Genomic DNA, 21605 nt, shown 5'->3' on the forward strand with positions numbered 1-21605 from the left:
CTATTCTTTTTTGTGCGGATTTTTATCCTGATCAGAGACTCTGTCGGATAAGGGGTAGTGCCTGTTGAAAGGCAGACCTGTATTCGTCCAGCGCAAGATCCGGCAATTGCATTGCCTCAGCCTGATCGGGTGTTTCACCACCCTCTAGATGTCCGCCGAACAATGCCCAGCAATTCGGGTATGTCCGGCGGTGCGGTGATCTTTTGCCTAGCAGAATTTGTCCGTTGCGATAGAGCAGGACATTGCTGATATGGCTCATACAGGGCTTACAAAGCTGTCAATGACGCGTTTCTGTCCGGCATGGTCAAAGTCGATTGTCAGCTTGTTGCCGTCGATTGAGGCGACATTGCCGTTACCGAATTTCATATGGAAAACACGGTCGCCGACTTTAAACGCAGACGCAGTTGAGGAAACGGATTTTGCAACCAGTTCACCGTCAATCACTTTGCCTTTGACCGAACCGCGACCGGCACCGAAACCGGAATCCGTTTCGCCATAACCGATACGCTCGACATTGGCACCCGAGCGCGAGCCCCAATTATTGCGTGTCGCATCGGAGCGGTTTTGTTGCGCGCGCTGCCAGCCCGGTGTGGAGTAGGAATTGGCGAACGGATCACCGCGCCCCACACTATCAAAACGCGACTGGCCGTAGCCGCCGCCATAGGAACTGTCAGATTCCGCAATATCCACATGCTCTTCCGGCAGTTCTTCCAAAAAGCGGGAAGGGATCGTGGTCTGCCACATGCCGTGAATACGGCGGTTGGACACAAACCAGATATGCAGATTTTTCTTGGCGCGGGTAACGCCGACATAAGCGAGGCGGCGTTCTTCTTCCAGACCTGAGCGACCGCCTTCATCCAACGCACGCTGATGCGGGAACAGACCTTCTTCCCAACCCGGCAAGAACACGGTTTGAAATTCCAGACCTTTGGCAGAGTGCAGTGTCATGATGCTGACAGCATCCATGCCTTCATTCTGTTCCGTATCCATGACCAGAGCTACATGCTCGAGAAAGCCGCGCAGGCTTTCATAGTCTTCCATGGAACGGATCAGTTCTTTCAGGTTTTCCAGACGACCCGGTGCTTCGGCGGAGCGGTCATTCTGCCACATCGCCGTATAACCGGATTCATCAAGAATGATTTCTGCCAGTTCCGTATGGGATTTATTATCAAGTAATCCCTGCCAGCGCCGGAAGTTCTCGACCACTTCGCGCAGTGCTGAACGGGCTTTTGGTTTCAGCTCTTCCGTTGCAATCAGATCTTCTGCCGCAAGCAGCATCGGCATGTTTTTTGCACGTGCATAATCATGCACCAGTCGCAGACTGGCTTCACCAAGACCGCGCTTTGGTGTGTTAACGATACGCTCAAAAGCCAGATCATCGGCGGGCTGGGCAACCACACGGAAATAGGCCATGGCATCACGGATTTCCTGACGCTCATAGAAGCGCGGGCCACCGATAACGCGGTAATTCAGGCCGAGTGTTACAAAGCGGTCTTCAAACTCGCGCATCTGGAACGAAGCACGTACCAGAATAGCCATATCATTAAGCAGATGTCCGCGGCGCTGTGCCTGTTCAATTTCTTCACCGACTGCGCGGGCTTCCTCTTCGGAATCCCAAGCCGCGTGAACATGCACTTTCTGGTCGTCGTCACTGGCTGCCTGTGGCAATAGTGTCTTGCCAAAGCGCCCTTCATTATGCGCGATCAGATAGGAAGCGGCACCGAGAATATGCGGTGTGGAGCGGTAATTGCGCTCAAGACGAATAATCGTCGCGCCCGGAAAATCTTTGTCAAAGCGTAGAATGTTGTCGACTTCCGCCCCGCGCCAGCCATAGATCGACTGATCATCATCGCCTACACAACAGATGTTAATCTGTTGTGTAGTTTTATTTGTGCTCACGCTGTCGCCGCTATCGCGGCTGCGCTCCGCAGGGGCGGCTGAAAAGTCAGCCGACGACCAGTCGGTCGCGTTGGGTGCATTGTTTGGTTGTGTTGGTGCTGAGTGGGCATTTGAGTTGCTAGGCCTTTGCGCAAGCAGCCGCAGCCACATATATTGGGCGGTATTGGTATCTTGATACTCATCCACCAGAATATAGCGGAATTTTGCGTGATATTCGCGCAGGATGTCCGGATATTTGCGGAAAATCCGGATCGGATGCAGCAAAAGATCACCGAAGTCACAGGCATTCAGTGTTTTCAATCGTTCCTGATAGGCATAATAAAGCTCACGCCCTTTGCCATTGGCAAAAGCACGCGCATCGCCTTCGGAAATTTCGGACGGTCCATAGCCCTTATTCTTCCAGCCATCGATCATCATCGAGAAAGAGCGCGGCGTCCAGCGTTTGTCGTCCAGTCCTTCAGCCTGAATAAGCTGCTTGAGCAGGCGGATCACATCATCCGTATCAAGAATAGTAAAGTCAGAGCGCAGTCCTGCCAGTTCGGCATGACGGCGCAAAATTTTGACGCCGATCGAGTGGAAAGTACCAAGCCAAGGCATGCCTTCAACGGCACCGCCGAGCAGATGGCCAATACGCTCTTTCATCTCGCGTGCAGCTTTGTTGGTAAAAGTCACTGCGAGAATCTGGCTCGGAAAAGCGAGATTTTGCCGGATGATATGGGCAATACGGGTAGTCAGTACACGGGTTTTGCCGGTGCCAGCACCAGCCAGAACCAGAACCGGTCCTTCAGTCGTTTCAACCGCCTGCCGCTGCTCGGGATTCAACCCTTGCAGATAGTCTGGTTCACCGCGCTGCTGGTTACGCGCCTGCATAGCCCGCGCAGCAATACCTGCCGATGGGCCAGCTTGCGGTTTAGGTGTGGCCGGTACATCCGGCTCCCCGAAGAAGGGAATATCATCTGGAAAATCTGACATGGTTCCGAATGTAATGATTCTTAAGCGAAACGCCATAGACCAGAACAAATAAAGTACCTGTATTTTATAGCATTTCCAGCAAAAGTGCGAAGCGGTTTTGCGTTGGATAATGCGTAAAAACAAACAGTTACAGCGGTTCCAACGCTTCAGTCTTAACTGGAACCGCTGTAAGCAGGTACTTTATTCAGGTCGTTTTGATAGAATGATGGATAGAAACGAGGCTATTCCATCTGTGTAATGCGGCGGTCTGTGAAGTTAAGGCGATGGGCAGCCAGTGCTTCCACCAGTGCACGCATTTCCGGTTCACGCAGCAGCAATTCATCCAGCTCGGTCATCTGGTTCATGGCTACGAGGCGCAAAATATCCTCACGGACAGAACCATCCGCACGGCGCGGCAAATGCGCAACCGGCTGAAGCAGCTCGACTTTATAGCCCTTCAGACGTGCACGCAGCGATTTCTCATCGGCATTCAGCGTTTCAACAAAAGCATAAATCCCCACACCTTTGGCTGGCAGGGAATAGAGGCTCAGGGAAACATCCTTCACACGCGGATCAGATTTCAACGCGGAAATAATCGCCGGACCTTCATTATCAATACGGTCGCCGGTGCCTTCGCCATCAGACCAATTGAAAATGGTGCGGGTGATAAAATTATAGGCTTTTTTGCCTGTAGCCAGCCAGATACGCGACGGTAAGGAGCGACGTGCCAGAATGCGTTTTTCCGTCGGGGTCATCAGGTCAGGTGCAAAATTGCGCTTCTGTTTGATGAGGTGACGGAAATCTTCATAGGCCATCAGACGGTAATAAGCGCCGCGACGGCGATGAACAGAAGCCAGCTGGAAGTCAATCACAGCGGCTTCGCCTTCCGGTGTCATCAGCCAGTTTTGCGGCTTTTGCAAATCATTATGGGTCACACCCATGCGGCGCATGTCACGCAGAATGCGATGTGCCGACAAATACCATTCGCGATGGGAAGGGCGTGCAAGATGCAATGGCGTGCCGTCAGTCCATGAACGATACAGGCCGTCTTTATCTGTCGCGAGTAGCTGCGGGGTGCCTTTGATGCCACGCACTTTCTTCAGGCCGCGGATTTCACGACGTGCCAGCCACCAGGCCAGCGGACTTGACCACCATGGAGCTGCGCTGACTACGCGGCGGATAATGCGGGTTTCCGGTTCGCCTTCAAAATAGCCGGCACGGGTTTCCGAGAAAACATCCCGCTTGAAAACAGCAGTCTCATAGAAAGCCGGAATGGTTTCCATGAGTTGGGCATCGGTCTCGGATGTTGAATAATTCATGATAATGTCACAGATATAAAGTCAATTGAGTGATGAGCTTTTGCTGCCCGAAGAGCAGAAAAACAAAATGATATTGGCTGTTATATGACACCTGTAAAGATTAGCGCGCGGCGGATCAAGTCATGTGATGGTCTTTGGCAATTTGTTTCAAGCTTGTGGACAGCGGTGCTCAGGCTTTTCAGATGTGAAATTACCTTGGTGCAGCAGGCTTTGTGCCGCTATGGTGCGCACTGAAATGTGATTCATGCCAGCTGCTATGCAGCTATTCTGATAATTGCTGGCTAGCAGCTTTGTTGATTAATGGCTGCAAGGCAGCATGTTTGGATATATGGCTGTAGAACAGCCGGAGTAAGACTTTGGGGCGTTTGTTCGTTGTTATTGGTGGTTTGCTGGTTCTGGTGCTGACATTAGCGCTGGTTGTACCGCCATTTATCGACTGGACAGGCTATCGTGACCGTTTTGAACAGGAAGCCAGCCGCATTTTAGGCAGCCCTGTACATGTGAACGGCACTGCCAAAGCTCGTCTTTTACCATTTCCTTCTGTGACATTTTCTGATGTGCGTGTTGAAGGCGAAGATGGCCGTGATGCGCTGACGATGGCTCAGTTCTCCATGGATGCGGAGCTGATGCCGTTTTTGCGCGGCGAAATTCTGATTTTTGATATGCGGATGGAAAAGCCGCATCTGTTTGCCGGTCTCGATGCTCAGGGGAAGCTGAACTGGACATTGCCTGAAAACAGCAATCTGGCCGGATCGAAAGTCCGCATTGAAAAACTGGCGTTGCGGGACGGGCAGATTACGCTGCAGGACGGTATGCGTGGCCGCCAGCAGGAATTGCAGAATATCAATGCGACACTGTCGGCTGACAGTCTGGCAGGGCCTTGGCGAATTAACGGTCGCTTGCAGGCCGATGGCCAGTCTTTCGGCTTTGAAATCAATACAGCTGAGAAAAAAGCGGATGGTCCGCTGCGCTTGCGCATTGGTTTGCAGCCGGTCAATCTGGCTTTGTCGCTGGAGACAGAAGGCGATGTCACCATTGCCGATGGCCAGCCGCTCTATAAGGGACAGTTCTCTTTTCTGACCTTGAGCGATGAAGAGCGCAAGAAACAAGGTAATACACCGGCTGTCACACTGGATAAGCTGCGGCTGACCGGAAAGTTTGAAGCGCAGAATAGCGGCTTCAATATTGAAGAATTCCGTATGGAGCAGGGCGAGGCTGATGCGCCCTATGTGATTAATGGCAAGGCGCAGCTTGATCTGGCGGATAATCCGCATTTTATGATCAGTGCGGATGGCCAGCAGGTTTATCTCGACGGGATGAAGCCTGATATCAGCGTGAAAGATGACAAGGCTGCATCATCGCAGCCGGTATTGTCTTTCCGTGAGAAAGTGGATTTTCTGCAGGTATTGCTGGAGCGCATTCCGGTGCCGGATATTCCGGGCAATATTGATCTGCGCTTGCCCGCAATTGTCGCCAGCGGCACAACGATCCGCTCGGTGATTATTCGTGCCGAGCCGGATAATGGCGCGTGGAATATCAGTCAGTTACAGGCTGATTTGCCGGGGCGTACTCAGATTGAAGCCAAGGGCAAATTACAGCTTGGTTCGGATTTCGGTTTTCAGGGAAACTTTCTGTTGGCTTCGCGCCAGCCTGCCGGATTTGCAGCATGGCTTTCCGGTGAGAATGGCAAACCTGCGCTAGCGCAGGTACCCGCGGCGGGTTTCTCCGGAAAAATCAATCTGAATAATGATGTTCAGAAGATCGATGATCTGGAAATTGTGCTGGGCGAAACAATACTGAATGGTAGTTTTGAACGCAGCGGTGGCGAAAAACGCGCGACGTCCTCGGTGCTGAATATTCAGGGCAAAGCGCTCGATGCCGGTACGATGCAGTTGCTGAGCGGGTTGTTTCTGCGGGAAGGTGATTTATCTGCGCTTGCCGGAGAGAACCTGACAGTCAATCTCAAGGCAGGACCGGTTAAATTTGCCGAGCTGGAAGCCGAGCAGCTTGATACCGCGTTTCGTTTGAGTAATGGTAAGCTGGATTTCGACCGCTTGCTGATCAGTGGTCTGGACGGCGCAACGATTACTGCGACCGGATCATTGCGTCCGTTTGATAATTCGGTGAATGCCAATCTTGATGCGACCATCCTGGCAGATGATCTCAGCCCTGTCTTACGTCAGCTCAATGCCAGCTTCCCGCGCGAGCCGCTGATCTCGGCACTTGCTGCGCGTGCTGTGTCCTATCCTGATTTATTTTCGGGTACGAAGCTCGACCTGCTGGTTAATGCGGTCAATTTGTTCGGCGATGGTGACAATGCAGAGCAGGCTGGTGAAGCGGATGCGAAGCAGCCAGCTGCAGAAGTTGAAAAAGCGCGTGGTAGCCGGGTTAAATCCGGCGGCAAAGCGGCGAATGCTGACAAGAGCGATATTGCCGAGTTTTCCTTTAGTCTGAATGGTCAAAGCGGTGCTCTGATGCTCTCCGTTGCGGGATCATCCAAGGGCACTTTGACCGGTGCCGAACCAATGCAGCTTTCTCTGACAGCCAATGCGAAGGCAGACTCCGGTGAGGCGGCTTTGGCATTACTTGGCTTGCCGGTTGTGCCATTGGGGATGATGGGTGAGGCGGAGCTGAATTTGCAGGCTCAGGGCGCGCCCGTTGCCGGTATGAAAACGGCACTGGAAATCAGCAGTGATGACGGCAATGCCCGTCTCGACGGTGTGATTACGCTGACCGGAGATGAGCTGACTGCCAGTGGTAAAGCCGCTCTGAAAAGTGACGATCTTGAGCCGTTTCTGGCGACCGCAGGTTATGCTTTGCCTTTCGGTCGTGGCTTTGGTGCCGGATTGCCAGTGGATATAACCAGTGATTTTCAGTTCGGAAAAAATATTGTCCGTTTGCCGAATTTGCAGGGCAAAATCGATGATGAGGCAGTGACTGCGCGGCTGGACGGCTCACTGAGTGATCAGGCTGTAGCGCAATTGCGTGGCGAGATTAAGCTGGACCGCTTTGATCTGGCTGCACTCTTCGCAGGCATGACCGGTCTGCCGCTCACAGATCTCTCAGCGATGAATGGCAAGAACTGGTCGCAAACTGCGTTTGGAAAAAGAAGCAACCTGCCGCTCGGACTGGATTTGAAAATGCTGGCCACAGAGGCAGCACTCACAGACACGCTGGCCTTAACGGACTTCTCTGCCCGTTTGGTTAAAAATGATCAGCAATTACAGGTCGCTGACCTTGGCGGCCAATGGGCTGACGGCAAATTATCGGGCAAGCTGGAACTCAATAATGCCAATGGAACAGTGCTGGTAAATGGCGATCTGCGCTTGTCCGGAGGTGATATGGCGGCACTCTATCAGCCTGAAAATATGCAGGCACCTGTGCGCGGTGAAAGCGATATCAAACTGGGCTTTACCGGCAGCGGTAAATCTATGGCTGATCTTGTTCATTCATTGGCGGGAGAAGGGGCGCTGACAATTGAAAATCCGGTGATTGCCGGACTGGATATTGCCGCAATGCCGGAAATGCTACGCCAATCCGATGAACTGACAGGATCTGGCAAAGCACCGCTTGAGCCGAAACAAGCAGAGGCCGAGCGTACCAAACTATCGCACGCTTTGACGCAAGGCGGGCAGATGAATGCCAATCCGGTGCAGGCGCCGCTGTCGCTTGCCGGTGGTATTCTCCGAGCGCCATCAGTTAAAATTGAGAGTGATCAGGCGGTATTACGTACAGATATTCAGTTTGACCTTAACCGTTTTGCTTGGGGTGGTTCCGGTGCATTGGATATGGTTCTGCCGCAGCATGAGCGCAATGATGTGGCAGCGCAGGTGCAGTTTGCTTTGTCCGGCTCCTGGAGCCAGCCGCAAATCCGTTTTGACTATCAGCCGATGGTACAGTTTTTAACGCAGCGCAGCCTGCTACGTGAGCAGCTGCGGGTAGAGGCGGCACAGGCGTTGATCATTGAGAAACAACGGCTGAAACGTGAGGCTGATTATTATACCGCTCGGGCAGAAGCACGGAAGCGTCAGCGTATCGAAGCCGAAGAAGCGGTGCGTAAACGGGCTGAGGAAGCCGCAGGTTCCGGTACAGTATTGCCGCAGGAACAGCCAAAGCAGCAAGGTGTGACGCCTGATTTCAAACCAAATCTGGATGAGTTCTTGCAGACGCTGCCGGAAACAACAATTCAGTAAGAGTTGGATTTACAGGCCGGTTTTGCTCAGTACCCAGTCTAGTGCATAAAGGCGCAGGCTGGAGGAGAGATTGTTTTCACGGTCGCGTTCATCATCAATCATCGCGATGAGTGAAGCGAGAGACTGGCCGTTTTGTGCTGCGATCTCTACGATAATATCGTAAAAAGCATCTTCCAGTGAGAAGCTGGTCGCATGACCGTGCAGGGTAATGGAATGCTTGCGCAGGCGTGCTTTGCTGCGAGCCGTTGTGCTGGCAAGGGGAGCGGTTTTTTCGCTCATTCTGTTTCAGTTTCTGATGAGCCGGGATTACGCGGTTCCAGCTTGTTCAATTCCAAAAATCTTTCGTCTTTCGCAGACTTATTTTTGTCGAAGGTTTTCTCTGCCTTGGTGCGCCCGAACAGAATGCGGTTAGCATTGGCTTCCATTTCTTTGGAAGCGCGGGCTTTGCGTTTTTTGAACTGTTTGAGATTGATAATGTCACTCATGACGATGCCTCTCAACAAGCAACAGAGATGCATTCCGGCGGTGGCCGAAATGCGGATATTTGATTATTTTTTGCGGAAAGCGTCAAGAGACACAACATCGGCTGAAGGCTTGGCAGCTTCTTCTTCCGTTTCTGCTGTCTCAGTGCTGTCATCTTTGGCGGCGGTTTTGCTGCGGTCAGCTTTTTTGGCCGGTTTCTTCGCAGGCTTGGCCGCAGTCTCGGTATCATCCGTTGCAATGCTCTCATCCTGCGGGCGCAGTTCAGAGACGATTTCGAGATTATCCGTGTCATTGTCGCCGGTTGGCAAGGCAACGGACACATCAAATTCCAGCTCGAAATTCACCGACGGATCATAGAAGCCGCGAATAGCCGAGAACGGGATGACCAGTTTTTCAGCGATTTCGCCAAAAGACAGACCAACTTCAAAAAGCTGCTCGGTGACCACCAGATCCCAATACTGGTGCTGCAGAACAATTGTCATCTGTTCAGGATATTTTTCCTTCAGACGAGATGAAATACGGACGCCCGGTGCTTCAGTCAGAAAGGTGATGAAGAAGTGATGATTGCCCGGCAGACCGGCCTTATTCACTTCCATAAGCACTTTGCGGATAACGCCGCGAAGCGCATCCTGAGCAAGAATATCGTAACGGATAAGATCCTGAACCATTAAATCCTTATCCCGCGGATTCGAGGAGTGTTGTCATAAATGTTGTCTAAGTCAGCATTGCCGCATGATCAATCGATAATCAATAACGGTTTGCCGCCAAAAACAGCATCGTCTGATGCATTGGTACAGCAGCTTTTGTCCTTTGTGTGAAAAAAGCGCTGTATCCCTGTCTCATTATCAATATACCGCTGTAATGAAAGGTGAAAGGGATTTTTATAATTATTACTTTTTCTAACGAAACCTCTCATTGTTTTACGTGTATTTTATCCCGAAAACCACCGCATATATTTCGGAACAGTTCCGGTGTTTTAACGTTTTAAGAGCTGCATTTGCCGGTTGACCATTTAAGGTTCCGTCACTATTTTCGCACTCCCTTCAGGCCGGAATAATGGCTGACACGCAGAGGCAGAGCGGTAATCTGTCTGCTATTCTGAAAGTTTATTGAAATGTCTGTTCATTTGATACGCACTGCGCTGGTGCTTGGCTTTATATCGGCAATCGGGCCGTTTGCTATTGATATGTATCTGCCCGCATTGCCTGCAATTGCCAAAGATTTGCATGCCAATGAGGCTGCGGTGCAGATGAGCCTGATGGTCTTTTTTCTGGCTACAGCGCTGATGCAGATGTTCTGCGGGCCGTTCTCCGATATTTATGGCCGTAAACTGCCACTCTATCTGGGGCTGGTTCTGTTTGCTGCCGGTAGTGTCGGTTCAGCATTGGCGACCAATATTGAGATGCTGATTTTCTTCCGCTTTGTGCAGGGGATTGGTGCCAGCGCCGGAATGGTTGTGCCGCGTGCTATTGTGCGCGACCTTTATACCGGAGCAGATGCTGCCCGACTGATGTCGATGCTGATGCTGGTTTTCTCGATCTCGCCAATTCTCGCGCCGCTGACCGGTAGCTTTATCATTGATGATTTCGGCTGGCGCGGTGTGTTCTGGGCGGTATTGCTGGCAGCTATTCTGGGGCTTGCTCTGGTGTGCTTCGCGCAGGAAGAAACGCGTCCGGTAGAAAAACGGATTTCCGGCGGGGTAGGGCGTGCTTTACGTGGCTATGCGCTTCTGATCCGCGACAGTAAATTTATCGGGCTGACCTGCATCGGTGGTTTTTGCATGGCTGCATTTTTTGTCTATCTCGCCAATTCGTCCTTTATCTTCATGGATAAATACGGTTTGAGCCCGCGCGAATATTCGCTGGTTTTCTCCGTGAATGCGATTTCGTTTTTCGGTGCTTCGCAGTTCAACGGTATGCTGGCCAGCCGTTATGGTCTGAACCGTCTGGTGGCCTATGCGATAACCGGATATCTGGTGACGATGATCACTATGGTATTGGCTGCGCTGCTGCTTTCGCAAAGCCTGTGGGTGATTATGACATTCCTGTTTATCGGTAATGCTTTTCTGGGGCTGGTTCTGCCCGGTACCAGCGTTTTGGCGCTGGATGATCATGGTGAGATTGCCGGTACAGCGGCGGCACTGCTCGGAACTTTGCAATTGCTGGTCGCGGCGGCAGCGATGGGGCTTAGCTCATTCATCATGAACGGCACTGTGCTGCCGATGCTGGTGGCTATTGCTTTGTGTGGTTTTTCCGGCTGGGTGCTGGCTTACCTGACAATTATGCGTCACGGTTTAAAGAAGCCTGCATCGCCCGAGACAATTATCCGATAATTTATCGGTACAAACAAAATAAGGCATCGGGGAAATCCGGTGCCTTTTTCATATGCAGATATAGAAGAGAGAAAGTGGAGGCTTCTGTTGCCAGGTGCCTCCGAACCCCGCCTTAAGGGGCTAACCCTAAGGACTTAGGTCGGGTTTCCCGCACCGCCATTAGGCAGCGAGAGCGTAACCCTGAGCTTTGTTGTCATTTGCAACTACTCAATTAGCCCGATAACGGTGGTACAATGCCGAGTGAAAGATCAACCTTTACGCCCTTGTCGATCCTATTTCGCCCCCGCCACAATACAGCCGTTTCAGTCTAAGCTGTATTCTGGTGGAGGCGCCGGGTACCGCCCCCGGGTCCAATAGGTTTATTACGTAGTCCATTTATCACCATAGCCGGTCAAGCCGACACTGGTTATATAGGAGGCTTCTGCCCGCTTGAAAAGAGGGCAAAGCGCTTTCGATGCTTTTGCTTACGAAAAATATGCGGTTTGGCGAATTTATAACTGCGCCATCATTTATCAAAAAAGACTGAAATAACAGTTTGATGCGTTTTCCGGCACTCTCACGATATAACGCATTGACAGCTTCTGCGTGCTGGTCAATTCTTTCATAATATACAGGTAATTAAATTAAATGGCGATTCATTAGCCATTGGAGCAATTACCCTGTTGAGATTTAACGGCCGTAAAAGCGGTCAGATTGAAGGAGAATGGTTTCATGACTGATTATCTAGCCGATGTGCGCCGTTACGATGCAGCTGCTGATGAGGCTGTTGTTGACAAGATCGTAAAGCATCTTGGTATCGCTCTGCGCAGCCGCGATGCGTCGCTGGTTGCAGCGTCTGATCCGAGCGAACTCGCAACTGTTCGCACCAGCTGGCTTGGCCGCAAACTCGGCGTTGAAGATGATGCCAAAGCTGAAGCAGTTATCGCCAGTGTGGTAGAAACCATGAAAGGCGACCATAACAAGCAACGCGTGACTTTCTATTATCTCTGCGCAAAGTCGCTCGGTAAGCTGGAAAGCCTCTGAGATTTTTTAAAAGCCCCGCCTAGAGCGGGGCTTTTTTATTGCTGTTCCGATCAACATGATGTGTTGTGGGCAGTGCAGGATTAATAGGTGATCTTTCTGCGCGGACGGGTTAAATAGTATCTATGCGTACATATCTTGATCTTCTTCAGCACGTCCTCGACAATGGCACAGATCGCGGTGACCGTACCGGTACCGGAACACGATCTGTTTTCGGCTATCAGATGCGTTTTGATCTCGCGCAGGGCTTTCCTGTTCTGACGACCAAAAAGCTGCATTTGCGCTCTATCATCCACGAATTGCTGTGGTTTTTGCGCGGTGACACCAATATTTCTTATCTTAAAGAGAATGGTGTGAGCATCTGGGACGAGTGGGCTGACGAGAATGGCGACCTTGGCCCTGTCTATGGTGCGCAGTGGCGTTCATGGCCTGCACCGGATGGCACGCATATCGATCAAATTGCGAATCTTATGAAGGATTTGCAGCAAAATCCTAATTCAAGACGTTTGATTGTTTCTGCATGGAACCCTGCGCTGGTCAATGAAATGGCCTTGCCGCCATGCCATTGTCTGTTCCAGTTCTATGTGGCTGACGGTAAATTATCTTGCCAGCTTTATCAGCGTTCGGCGGATATTTTCCTTGGCGTACCGTTTAATATCGCTTCTTATGCGCTGCTCACCATGATGATTGCGCAGGTTGCCGGTTTGAAGCTGGGTGAGTTTGTGCACACACTCGGTGATGCGCATCTTTATCATAACCATTTTGATCAGGCGAAACTGCAGCTGAGCCGCGAGCCTAAAGCGCTGCCGGTGATGGAAATCAATCCGGAAATCAAGGACCTGTTTGCGTTCCGCTTTGAGGATTTCAAGCTGGTTGGTTATGAAGCCGAGGCGTCAATCAAAGCACCGATTGCGGTATAAGATATGATTGTATCATTTGTTGTTGCTGTTTCAGAAAATGGTGTGATCGGGCGTGATAATGGCATGCCGTGGCGTCTTTCCACTGACTTGCAGCGCTTCAAGAAACTCACGCTCGGCAAGCCGGTGGTGATGGGGCGCAAGACATGGGAATCGCTTGGCCGCCCGTTGCCGAACCGCACCAATATTGTCATCACCCGTGATACGGATTATGCCGCAGAGGGCGCGTTGGTTGTACCGTCAATTGATGAGGCGCTGATGGCTGGTGAAAAAGCGGCACAAGCAGCCGGTGTTGATGAAATTTGCATCATCGGCGGCGCGCAGATTTATGCACAGGCGATGGATAAAGCCACGCATCTGCATGTGACGCATATTGAAGCGTCAATTGATGGCGATGCTTTTTTTGGTCCTGTTGATCCGCTCGTTTGGCAGATCACCAGCGAAGAGCATGTGCCTGCGGGTGAGAAAGACAATTATGCGACCCGCTATGTGGTTTATGAGCGCCGGTAAAGCATTTGCGAGCTAAAAACGGGCACCGGTTTTGCGCAGGATAAGGCATAAGAATACACAATCAGAGCGGATTTACTGTTTTTGCCATAAATGAAACCGCTCTAATTGCCTGATCATGGTCAGGAAATGCCTGTTTTTTACCATGCTGATCAACTAATTTGACTGAAAATTGCAAAAGCGTGATGAATCTTCGTGTCTTGCGTTGAAAGAGTGCTTTTGCGTACCTATAAACGGAACATACTGATTGATGAATAGAGGTGTTCCGCCTCTGACATCTGGCACGAGAGGTGAGGATGCCCTGGAGTAATCAAAATGGCGGCGGCCCATGGGGCGGCGGCGATAAAAATGGCGGATCCGGCAACGGCGGTTCCAATAATGGCGGCTCTAATCAGGGCGGACCATGGGGACAAGGCCCTAAAGGACCGCGCGGAGGCCCCGGCGGAACTCCTCCGGATCTGGAAGATATTCTGCGCAAAGGTCAGGATCGTCTGAAAAAGGTGATCCCGGGCGGTGGCGGCAATGGTGGCGGTCCGGCTATGTTCGTGATCGGTGCGGTTGCGCTGGCCGGTTTCTGGCTGTTTCAGGCCATGTATACTGTGCAGCCTGATGAGCTTGCTGTTGAGATGCGCTTCGGTGTGCCGAAGGAAGTCGTTTCTGAGCCGGGCCTGCATTTCCATCTCTGGCCGATTGAAACTTATGAAAAAGTCTCAACCGGTGAACGCCAGATCAATATTGGCGGTCAGGGCACCCGTGGTGCCACACAGGGTCTGATGCTGACCGGTGACCAGAACATTGTTAATGTTCAGTTCTCCGTGCTTTATCGTGTTTCCGATCCGCGTTCTTACCTGTTTAAGGTACAGGATCCTGACAATATGGTTCGTCAGGTTTCTGAAAGCGCGATCCGTGAAATCGTTGGCCGCCGTCCTGCACAGGACGTGTTCCGTGATAATCGTGCGGCCATTGCTGAATCGGTACGTGATATCGTTCAGGCAACATTGAACGGCTATGGCGCGGGTATCCAGATCACAGCACTTTCCATCGAAGATGCAGCGCCGCCGCGTGAAGTGGCCGATGCCTTTGATGAAGTACAGCGTGCTGAACAGGATGAAGACCGTTTCGTCGAAGAAGCAAACCAGTATTCTAACCAGAAGCTGGGTCAGGCTCGCGGTGAAGCTGCGCAGGTTCGTGAAGATGCTGCCGGTTATAAAACCCGTATGGTTCAGGAAGCAGAAGGTGAAAGCCAGCGCTTTAACTCTGTCCTGAGTATTTACAAGCAGTCTCCTGATGTTACCCGCGATCGTCTCTTCATTGAGACCATGGAGCAGGTGCTGAAAGACAGCAATAAAGTGATTATCGAAGGCGGCAATAATGTTATGCCATATTTGCCCCTGACTGAGCTGATGCGTCAGCAGAATAAAGCGGGAGGCAGCCAGTAATGGGTCAGAATCGTTTGCCTTTTATCGTTGGTGCGCTCGCTGTTGTCGCATTTTTGGTTTACTCCTCGGTTTTTGTGGTCAATGAACGCCAGCAAGCGATCGTCTCGCGCTTTGGTCAGATTGTTGATGTGAAAGCCGAGCCTGGTATTTATTTCAAGCTGCCATTTGCCTTTGCTGAGGCAGATAATGTGCAGCTGATTGATGACCGTATGCTGCGCTTTGATCTGGACGATATTCGCGTTCAGGTTTCCGGCGGTAAGTTCTATGATGTGGATGCGTTCCTCGTTTACCGCATTACCAATGCCCGTAAATTCCGTGAAACTGTTTCGGCAAATACAATGCTTGCTGAACAGCGTCTGCGTACTCGTCTCGATGCGGCTCTGCGTCAGGTTTACGGTCTGCGCGGCTTTGAATCGGCTCTGTCGGAAGAACGCGGCAGCATGATGCGTGAAGTGCGTGATCAGTTGCGTCCGGATGCGGAATCCCTTGGTCTGACCATTGAGGATGTGCGTATTCGCCGTACTGACCTGACTGCTGAAGTTTCCCAGCAGACTTTTGATCGTATGAAGGCCGAACGTCTTGCCGAAGCTGAACGTCTGCGTGCGCGTGGTCGTGAAGCAGCACAGCGTATCAAAGCTGTTGCTGATCGTCAGGTTGTGGAAATCGTTTCCGAAGCCAGCCGTGACTCTGAAGTCCTGCGCGGTGAGGGTGAAGCAGAACGTGGTCGTATTTTTGCGGAAGCCGCAAATCAGGATCCTGACTTCTATGCATTCTACCGTTCGATGAATGCCTATCGTCAGGCCTTGCAGGCTGAAGGCACAACCATGGTTCTGTCGCCGGATTCACAGTTCTTCCGCTTCTTTAAGGATGCAGCCGGTAAACTGACAACGCAGCCTGCGGGCGCCGGACAGACCGCTCAGTAAGGGTCGGATACGATTGTGAATGATCTGATAACAGCCATAGGATTGCTTCTCGTTTTAGAGGGGCTTCTCTATGGCGGCTTTCCGCACTTCGCCAGACGTATGGCCAGAGATGTGTCAGAAGCACCGGAAAATTATCTGCGTACAGCAGGTATGATTGCGCTGGTTCTGGGTGTCGGTGTGGTATGGCTGGTCAGAGGCTGATCTGCCGAAATTGAACAAAAAAGGCGTATGGTTTTCCATACGCCTTTTTATTTCCGGAGTGTGTTGTCTTTCATCTGATCGCTTAGTGAAGTGAAGGTGTTTGACCGTGACATGCTCTGGCCTTATTTTACTTCCAATCGGTTGTAAGCATCAAAAAATAACAGAAGCAGGCGGAGTCCCAGATGGTTCGCATTCAGAATAAAAGCACGGGTTTGTTTTCTATGCGAGCGGCTCTTGCTGCCTTGTCCGTAAGCACAGTGTTGCTGAGCTCTGTCAGCGGCTATGCGCAGGATAAACCTGCTGCAGAGGCACCACAGACATCGCCGGTGATTGCGGGCAAGCTCGCGCCTCTGGGGCAGTCTGTTGCGGGGCCTGCTTCCGTTGCTGATATGGCTGAGGGCTTGCTGGATGCGGTTGTGAATATCTCGACCTCGCAGACCGTGAAGGACGAGAATGGTGAGGAAAAGGCTGAGCCAGCACCGGAAGTGCCGGACGGTTCGCCGTTTCAGGAATTCTTTGATGATTTCTTCTCTGAAGAAAATCAGAAAGACGGCGGCAGTGCCGCACGTAAAATGCAGTCGCTTGGCTCTGGTTTTGTGATTGATGCCCAGAAGGGGCTCGTTGTCACCAACAACCACGTTATTGCGGATGCTGATGAGATTGAGGTGAATTTCACCGATGGCAAGAAGCTGAAAGCTGAATTGCTCGGCACAGATACCAAAACCGATATTGCATTGCTGAAAGTCGATCCGACCAAACACAAGCTGACGGATGTCAGTTTTGGTGATTCTGAAAAATCGCGCATTGGTGACTGGGTCATGGCGATCGGTAATCCGTTTGGTTTGGGCGGCACCGTAACCCTTGGGATTATCTCTGCACGTAACCGCGATATTCAGGCGGGGCCATATGATAATTTCATTCAGACCGATGCGGCCATTAACCGTGGTAATTCCGGCGGCCCGCTGTTTGATATGCATGGCAAGGTTATTGGTATCAATACGGCGATTATTTCGCCGACCGGCGGCTCTATCGGTATCGGTTTTGCTATTCCGTCCGAGCTTGCTGTGTCAGTTATCCAGCAGCTGGAAGAATTCGGTGAAACCCGCCGTGGCTGGCTGGGTGTGCGTATTCAGCCGGTAACGGATGATGTGGCGGAAAGCTTCGGCATGAAAGAAGCCAAAGGGGCTTTGGTTGCCGGTCTTATCGCCAATAGCGGTGTTGAGAATAAAGAGCTGATGGCCGGTGACGTTATTCTGAAATTCGACGGTAAAGATGTCGAGAATGCCCGCGAATTGCCGCGCGTGGTGGCAGAAAGTCCGGTGGGCAAAGAAGTGAGTGTTCTGGTGCTGCGCAAAGGCAAAGAGCAGACTGTAACGATCAAGCTCGGCCGTCTGGAAGATTACGAAAACAAAGACAAAGCCGCAGAGGCTAAAGATGGCGCTAAGGCTAAAGAAGCGGCGACAGTGACTGTTCTGGGCATGACGCTTGGAAAGCTCGATGATGCCCAGCGCAAGCAATATGAAATCTCTGAGGATGTTGAAGGCGTGCTGATTAGCGCGGTTGAAGCCAAATCCACTGCTGAAGAAAAGCGGGTGAAAGCCGGTGATGTGATTGTTGAATTCGCGCAGGAAACCGTGAAAGCGCCTGCCGATCTTCAGAAGAAGATTGAAAAACTGCGCCAGCAGGGACGCAAGAATGCATTGCTGATGCTGGCAGCACCAAGTGGTGAACTGCGCTTTGTGACCCTGCGTATCGATTGATCTTACATTACAGCGGTTCCAGTTAAGAATGAATCGTTGGAGCCGCTGTAACTGTTTGTTTTTTACGCATTATCCGACGCAAAACCGCTTCGCACTTTTTCTGGAAATGCTATAACAAGAATGCAGAAAAGGCCGGAGGATGTGCGCATCCTCCGGCCTCTTTATTTGTAAAAACTTGAATCAGATGAACGGATTAGGCGCCGGACTTACCATGTTGATTCAACCATTGCTGTTTGCTGATGGTATAAAGCACATGGCGTTTCAGCTGCGGATGGCTGTCCGGTACTTTCGGGTGGTCAAAGTCGCGCTTCGGATCATTGACCATGCCAATGCGTTGCATCACTGAAGTTGAACGGTGATTATTATGGACAGCGAAGGAGACAACCTCATCCTGTCCGCGTTCATTAAAAGCATAGGCGAGCGAGGCAAGCGCAGCCTCGGTCACATAGCCTTTGCCCCAATAACGCTTTGCCAAACGCCAGCCGATTTCCAGCACGCCTTTTGGCATGAATGGCTCCAGATCTGTTCTCATTAAACCGGTGAAGCCGACAACATCACCGGTTGCTTTGTCTTGCAAAGCATAGAAGCCGAAGCTGTCTTCTGTAATCATGGCCACGATGCGATCCATCAGTGCATCGGATTCTTCACGGCTGCGCAAAGCCGGAAAGAACTCCATCACTTCCGGATCCGAATTGATCTCATGGAAGAATGCACGGTCTTCTTCCTGCCAGTTGCGTAGCAGCAGGCGGGGCGTTTCAATGATGGTGCTCATTTAACAAAATCCGTTTTTCTGTAACCCTGAATGTAGAGCAGTGCTGTCAGGTCGCCATGATCAATGCGGATGCGTGCCTGTGCGGCAACCGCAGGCTTAGCGTGGAGGGCAACACCGCTACCCGCATGTTTGATCATCGGTAGATCATTGGCACCGTCACCGACTGCCATAGCCTGCTGAGCTGTAATACCGAGCGTGGCACAGATTTCATCAAGGCTGATTTTTTTGGCATCGGCACCGAGAATTGGTTCTTCAACAAGGCCGGTAAGATGTGTGCCGTCATCCAGCAGAAGATTGGCACGGTTTTCGTCAAAGCCGAGCATGGCGGCAATACGGGAGGTAAAGCTGGTGAACCCGCCGGAAACCAGAGCCGTATAGGCACCGTTTTTCTTCATGGTGGCGATCAGTTCACGCCCGCCCGGTGTGAGGGTGATGCGGTTGGCGATTACCTGATCAACGATGCTGACCGGCAGACCTTTGAGCAGGGCGACGCGTTCGCGCAAGGCTGGTTCAAAGGCGATTTCACCATTCATTGCGCGGGCAGTGATGCCGGCAATATGCTCGCGCAGGCCGACTTCTTCGGCCAGCTCATCGATGCACTCCTGTTGGATCATGGTGGAATCCATATCCGCAATCAGCAGTTTCTTGCGGCGGCTATCCTGTTCTTGAATAACCACATCCACAGGAGCATCACCCAGTGCCGCGCGGATATTTTCAGCCACCTGTGCGGCATCCGCACCGGTTTTCAGTGGCAGATCACAGGCAATACCGTCTGCAAGCCAGTAAAGGGCTTGCGTATCAGCAGCCTCGCAGGCTTTATGCGCCAGTTCAGGTGTCAGAACCGGATTAGCAGGATTGCAGATCAGTGTGGTAACAAGTGAGGCAGGCTGGGACATAAAACCGGTTCCGCTTTGTGCGTTTGGAGAATGTTTGAGTGATAGAGCAGAGAGACAGGCAAAAGGCAATTCTGATCGCGGGGCCGACTGCCAGCGGTAAATCAGCATTGGCACTGCGTCTCGCAAGGGATTGCGGCGGCTATATCATAAATAGTGATTCCATGCAGGTTTATGATGTGCTGGATCAGCTGACGGCGCGCCCGCAATCTGACGATCTGCAAATTGTTCCGCATTATCTTTACGGCCATGTTTCACCATTGCAACTTTATTCGACCGGTCGCTGGCTGGAAGAAGTAGAGGCACTGCTGGCCAGACCGGAATTGCAGGGGCGCATACCGGTTTTTACCGGTGGTACCGGTCTTTATTTCAAAGCGCTGCTCGGTGGTCTTTCAGACATGCCGCTGGTGAAAGACGAAGTGCGCGACTATTGGCGCAACCGTATGCTGGAAGAAGGCGCACCGCGCCTGCACGAGGAATTGCAACAGCGCGATCCGGCAATGGCAGAACGGCTGAAGGCGGGTGACAGTCAGCGGATTGTCCGCGCTCTGGAAGTAATCGACAGCACCGGACGCTCGCTTATCGAATGGCAGGAAGCTAAAGGTAAAGCACTGATTGATCCGCTATATGCGGAAAAACTGGTGTTGATGCCGGACAGGGCATGGCTGCGCCAACGCATTGCACAGCGTTTTGATCTGATGATGCAGGGCAATGCTGTACAGGAAGTGCAAGCTCTGCTTGCCCTACAGCCGGATGCGGCTTTGCCGGTGATGAAAGCCATCGGTGTACGTGAGATTGAAAGCTGGCTCAAAGGTGAAATATCACGCGAAAAGGCAATGGAACTGTCAGTGATCGCCACGCGCCAATATGCCAAACGGCAGATGACATGGTTCCGTAACCAGTTTGGTGACGAATGGCGGCGGCTGGAACGGGCTGAAGACTACGTCGGCTGATCCTTTTGGCCCGTTAACGTGGGTGAAACACTTAAGTTTTAATCTCGGTCAGAAATCTGTTGTTTTAGGACAGTGGGTCGGCGGGGGATAATGCGTTTTTTCAGAGCAGAACTGTTTTTCATCATTATGCTTGTGCTGCTGTGCGGCGCAGGCCTGATGTTGTTTATGCAGTATCGCCTGATCCATGATCTGGGAGAGACGTATAAATCGTCCGGCTTGTCAGATGCACCGCTGGGTATTGCGCTTATGTTGCTGGTTGCTGCCGGTATAACCGGTAGTCTGATGCTGCTGCCGCAAATCCGTATGCAGGTTAAAAACAGAGGCCAGCTGAAAATCATCACATGGATGATTTCCCGCAATACCAAAGATCTGGAGCAGATCAGCTTTACAGATTCTCTGACAGGTTTGCAGAGCAAGGCCTATTTTGATTCAGCGCTGCATGAATATTTGCTGCAATTTGCCAAAATCAAACATCCGGTCACGGTTGTAATGATTGGTGTTGAGCGTCTGCAGCAGCTCTGCGAGCAGCGCGGACGTGATGCGGCAGACCGTTTGCTGATGGAAGCGGCTTTATGTATCCGCAACTGTACCCGTTATCATGATGTGCTGGCGCATATGGGGGATGGAGAGTTCGCGCTGATCGTGCCGGATTTGGAAGCGGCTGATGCCAAAAAAATGTCGGCGAGAATCTGCAAGGCACTGGAAGAATGCGAATTGCGGATGGGACATGACAGTCATATCATCCGTGCAGTCTCTGCCGTGACCGAATGGAATGGCACAGAAAAAGCACCGGTATTATATAAAAAAGCCCGAGCAGCCTTGCAGAGCGCCATCGGCACATCTGTTTAATTATATTGATTTCAAGGTTTTGCTGATGTTCTCTATGAGAATGATTCATCGCGGAATGCAGTTTTTGCCTGATGATGTTTTTCGGCATAAATTTGCAAAGAAAATAACAAGATTACGTTTTTTGCCATTGACGTGAAAAAAACTGCTGTTTAATCTCCCCTTATGGCTAAGAAAATTATTCTCGTGGTGGGTAA

Annotated in this window: 18 protein-coding genes, 1 other RNA gene and 2 pseudogenes; 11 read left to right on the top strand and 10 right to left on the bottom strand. The window is 51.5% G+C overall.

Features of this window, described 5'->3' with window-relative positions:
* Window positions 1-31: 31 nt before the first annotated feature.
* From DFR47_RS12535 to DFR47_RS12545, 4 genes and pseudogenes are all read right to left on the bottom strand, one after another.
* Window positions 32-259: an NUDIX domain-containing protein gene (locus DFR47_RS12535; protein ID WP_113944754.1), complete on the bottom strand. Its 228-nt coding sequence runs from the start codon at window positions 257-259 to the stop codon at window positions 32-34.
* A pseudogene (locus DFR47_RS22335) lies at window positions 256-1869 on the bottom strand (3'-5' exonuclease); the annotation flags it as partial. The pseudogene DFR47_RS22335 and the gene DFR47_RS12535, both read right to left, overlap by 4 nt.
* A gap of 110 nt (window positions 1870-1979) precedes the next feature.
* Window positions 1980-2871 (bottom strand): annotated as a pseudogene (locus DFR47_RS22340) (ATP-dependent helicase); the annotation flags it as partial.
* A gap of 221 nt (window positions 2872-3092) precedes the next feature.
* The gene (locus DFR47_RS12545) at window positions 3093-4169 is read right to left on the bottom strand and encodes a serine/threonine protein kinase (RefSeq protein WP_113944756.1); all 1077 of its coding nucleotides are present in this window, start codon (window positions 4167-4169) and stop codon (window positions 3093-3095) included.
* 356 nt (window positions 4170-4525) lie between these two features.
* On the opposite strand from DFR47_RS12545, the gene DFR47_RS12550 reads away from it, so the two are divergent.
* Window positions 4526-8362 carry an AsmA family protein gene (locus DFR47_RS12550; protein WP_113944757.1) on the top strand — a complete coding sequence of 1279 codons (3837 nt, stop codon included), beginning with the start codon at window positions 4526-4528 and terminating at the stop codon, window positions 8360-8362.
* A 9-nt stretch (window positions 8363-8371) separates the two neighbouring features.
* Here DFR47_RS12550 and DFR47_RS12555 read toward each other — a convergent pair whose 3' ends face one another.
* From DFR47_RS12555 to DFR47_RS12565, 3 genes are all read right to left on the bottom strand, one after another.
* Complete coding sequence (locus DFR47_RS12555; protein ID WP_113944758.1) at window positions 8372-8641, bottom strand: ribbon-helix-helix domain-containing protein; 270 nt, start codon at window positions 8639-8641, stop codon at window positions 8372-8374.
* A complete protein-coding gene (locus tag DFR47_RS12560) occupies window positions 8638-8847 on the bottom strand; it encodes a DUF4169 family protein (RefSeq protein ID WP_113944759.1) in 210 nt (69 codons plus the stop codon). Before DFR47_RS12560 ends, DFR47_RS12555 begins: the two co-directional genes overlap by 4 nt.
* A 63-nt stretch (window positions 8848-8910) precedes the next feature.
* Window positions 8911-9513 carry an SspB family protein gene (locus tag DFR47_RS12565; RefSeq protein ID WP_113944760.1) on the bottom strand — a complete coding sequence of 201 codons (603 nt, stop codon included), beginning with the start codon at window positions 9511-9513 and terminating at the stop codon, window positions 8911-8913.
* A 446-nt stretch (window positions 9514-9959) separates the two neighbouring features.
* On the opposite strand from DFR47_RS12565, the gene DFR47_RS12570 reads away from it, so the two are divergent.
* Window positions 9960-11177, top strand: coding sequence for a multidrug effflux MFS transporter (locus tag DFR47_RS12570; protein ID WP_113944761.1), 1218 nt, complete (start codon window positions 9960-9962; stop codon window positions 11175-11177).
* A gap of 73 nt (window positions 11178-11250) precedes the next feature.
* Here DFR47_RS12570 and ssrA read toward each other — a convergent pair.
* Window positions 11251-11617, bottom strand: a transfer-messenger RNA (tmRNA) gene (gene ssrA, locus DFR47_RS12575).
* Window positions 11618-11888: 271 nt separating this feature from the next.
* Between ssrA and DFR47_RS12580 the strand changes: the two genes are divergently transcribed.
* The 7 genes from DFR47_RS12580 (at window position 11889) to DFR47_RS12610 (ending at window position 17944) form a co-directional block, all read left to right on the top strand.
* Complete coding sequence (locus tag DFR47_RS12580; protein ID WP_113944762.1) at window positions 11889-12200, top strand: DUF2853 family protein; 312 nt, start codon at window positions 11889-11891, stop codon at window positions 12198-12200.
* Window positions 12201-12322: 122 nt separating this feature from the next.
* The gene (locus DFR47_RS12585; RefSeq protein WP_113944763.1) at window positions 12323-13117 is read left to right on the top strand and encodes a thymidylate synthase; all 795 of its coding nucleotides are present in this window, start codon (window positions 12323-12325) and stop codon (window positions 13115-13117) included.
* Window positions 13118-13120: 3 nt separating this feature from the next.
* Window positions 13121-13624: a dihydrofolate reductase gene (locus tag DFR47_RS12590; RefSeq protein WP_113944764.1), complete on the top strand. Its 504-nt coding sequence runs from the start codon at window positions 13121-13123 to the stop codon at window positions 13622-13624.
* Between the two features lie 293 nt (window positions 13625-13917).
* On the top strand, window positions 13918-15060 hold the full coding sequence (gene hflK, locus DFR47_RS12595; RefSeq protein WP_113944765.1) for an FtsH protease activity modulator HflK: 1143 nt from the start codon (window positions 13918-13920) through the stop codon (window positions 15058-15060).
* Window positions 15060-15983 (top strand): protease modulator HflC, encoded by a 924-nt coding sequence (gene hflC / locus DFR47_RS12600; RefSeq protein WP_113944766.1) that lies wholly within the window; start codon window positions 15060-15062, stop codon window positions 15981-15983. The genes hflK and hflC overlap by 1 nt, the downstream gene beginning before the upstream one ends.
* 15 nt (window positions 15984-15998) lie before the next feature.
* Window positions 15999-16184, top strand: coding sequence for a DUF2065 family protein (locus tag DFR47_RS12605; RefSeq protein WP_113944767.1), 186 nt, complete (start codon window positions 15999-16001; stop codon window positions 16182-16184).
* A 257-nt stretch (window positions 16185-16441) separates the two neighbouring features.
* Window positions 16442-17944 (top strand): DegQ family serine endoprotease, encoded by a 1503-nt coding sequence (locus DFR47_RS12610; RefSeq protein ID WP_374788321.1) that lies wholly within the window; start codon window positions 16442-16444, stop codon window positions 17942-17944.
* Window positions 17945-18137: 193 nt separating this feature from the next.
* On the opposite strand, the gene DFR47_RS12615 is transcribed toward DFR47_RS12610, so the two are convergent.
* Window positions 18138-18716: a GNAT family N-acetyltransferase gene (locus DFR47_RS12615; RefSeq protein WP_113944768.1), complete on the bottom strand. Its 579-nt coding sequence runs from the start codon at window positions 18714-18716 to the stop codon at window positions 18138-18140.
* On the bottom strand, window positions 18713-19612 hold the full coding sequence (gene serB, locus DFR47_RS12620) for a phosphoserine phosphatase SerB (RefSeq protein ID WP_113944769.1): 900 nt from the start codon (window positions 19610-19612) through the stop codon (window positions 18713-18715). Before serB ends, DFR47_RS12615 begins: the two co-directional genes overlap by 4 nt.
* A gap of 41 nt (window positions 19613-19653) precedes the next feature.
* On the opposite strand from serB, the gene miaA reads away from it, so the two are divergent.
* Both miaA and DFR47_RS12630 read left to right on the top strand, forming a co-directional pair.
* Window positions 19654-20562 (top strand): tRNA (adenosine(37)-N6)-dimethylallyltransferase MiaA, encoded by a 909-nt coding sequence (gene miaA, locus DFR47_RS12625; RefSeq protein WP_113945007.1) that lies wholly within the window; start codon window positions 19654-19656, stop codon window positions 20560-20562.
* Window positions 20563-20652: 90 nt separating this feature from the next.
* Entirely contained in the window at window positions 20653-21411 is a 759-nt protein-coding gene (locus DFR47_RS12630) for a GGDEF domain-containing protein (protein ID WP_113944770.1), read from the top strand.
* The last annotated feature ends 194 nt before the right edge of the window (window positions 21412-21605 follow it).

The organism is Pseudochrobactrum asaccharolyticum (genome assembly GCF_003314995.1).
Lineage (GTDB): Bacteria > Pseudomonadota > Alphaproteobacteria > Rhizobiales > Rhizobiaceae > Pseudochrobactrum > Pseudochrobactrum asaccharolyticum.

Bases quoted from the DNA above. Each gene is read 5' to 3' on its own strand.
- DFR47_RS12535 (WP_113944754.1), bottom strand. From the start codon at position 259: ATGAGCCATATCAGCAATGTCCTGCTCTATCGCAACGGACAAATTCTG.
- DFR47_RS12545 (WP_113944756.1), bottom strand. From the start codon at position 4,169: ATGAATTATTCAACATCCGAGACCGATGCCCAACTCATGGAAACCATT.
- DFR47_RS12555 (WP_113944758.1), bottom strand. From the start codon at position 8,641: ATGAGCGAAAAAACCGCTCCCCTTGCCAGCACAACGGCTCGCAGCAAA.
- DFR47_RS12560 (WP_113944759.1), bottom strand. From the start codon at position 8,847: ATGAGTGACATTATCAATCTCAAACAGTTCAAAAAACGCAAAGCCCGC.
- DFR47_RS12565 (WP_113944760.1), bottom strand. From the start codon at position 9,513: ATGGTTCAGGATCTTATCCGTTACGATATTCTTGCTCAGGATGCGCTT.
- DFR47_RS12570 (WP_113944761.1), top strand. From the start codon at position 9,960: ATGTCTGTTCATTTGATACGCACTGCGCTGGTGCTTGGCTTTATATCG.
- DFR47_RS12580 (WP_113944762.1), top strand. From the start codon at position 11,889: ATGACTGATTATCTAGCCGATGTGCGCCGTTACGATGCAGCTGCTGAT.
- DFR47_RS12585 (WP_113944763.1), top strand. From the start codon at position 12,323: ATGCGTACATATCTTGATCTTCTTCAGCACGTCCTCGACAATGGCACA.
- DFR47_RS12590 (WP_113944764.1), top strand. From the start codon at position 13,121: ATGATTGTATCATTTGTTGTTGCTGTTTCAGAAAATGGTGTGATCGGG.
- hflK (WP_113944765.1), top strand. From the start codon at position 13,918: ATGCCCTGGAGTAATCAAAATGGCGGCGGCCCATGGGGCGGCGGCGAT.
- hflC (WP_113944766.1), top strand. From the start codon at position 15,060: ATGGGTCAGAATCGTTTGCCTTTTATCGTTGGTGCGCTCGCTGTTGTC.
- DFR47_RS12615 (WP_113944768.1), bottom strand. From the start codon at position 18,716: ATGAGCACCATCATTGAAACGCCCCGCCTGCTGCTACGCAACTGGCAG.
- serB (WP_113944769.1), bottom strand. From the start codon at position 19,612: ATGTCCCAGCCTGCCTCACTTGTTACCACACTGATCTGCAATCCTGCT.
- DFR47_RS12630 (WP_113944770.1), top strand. From the start codon at position 20,653: ATGCGTTTTTTCAGAGCAGAACTGTTTTTCATCATTATGCTTGTGCTG.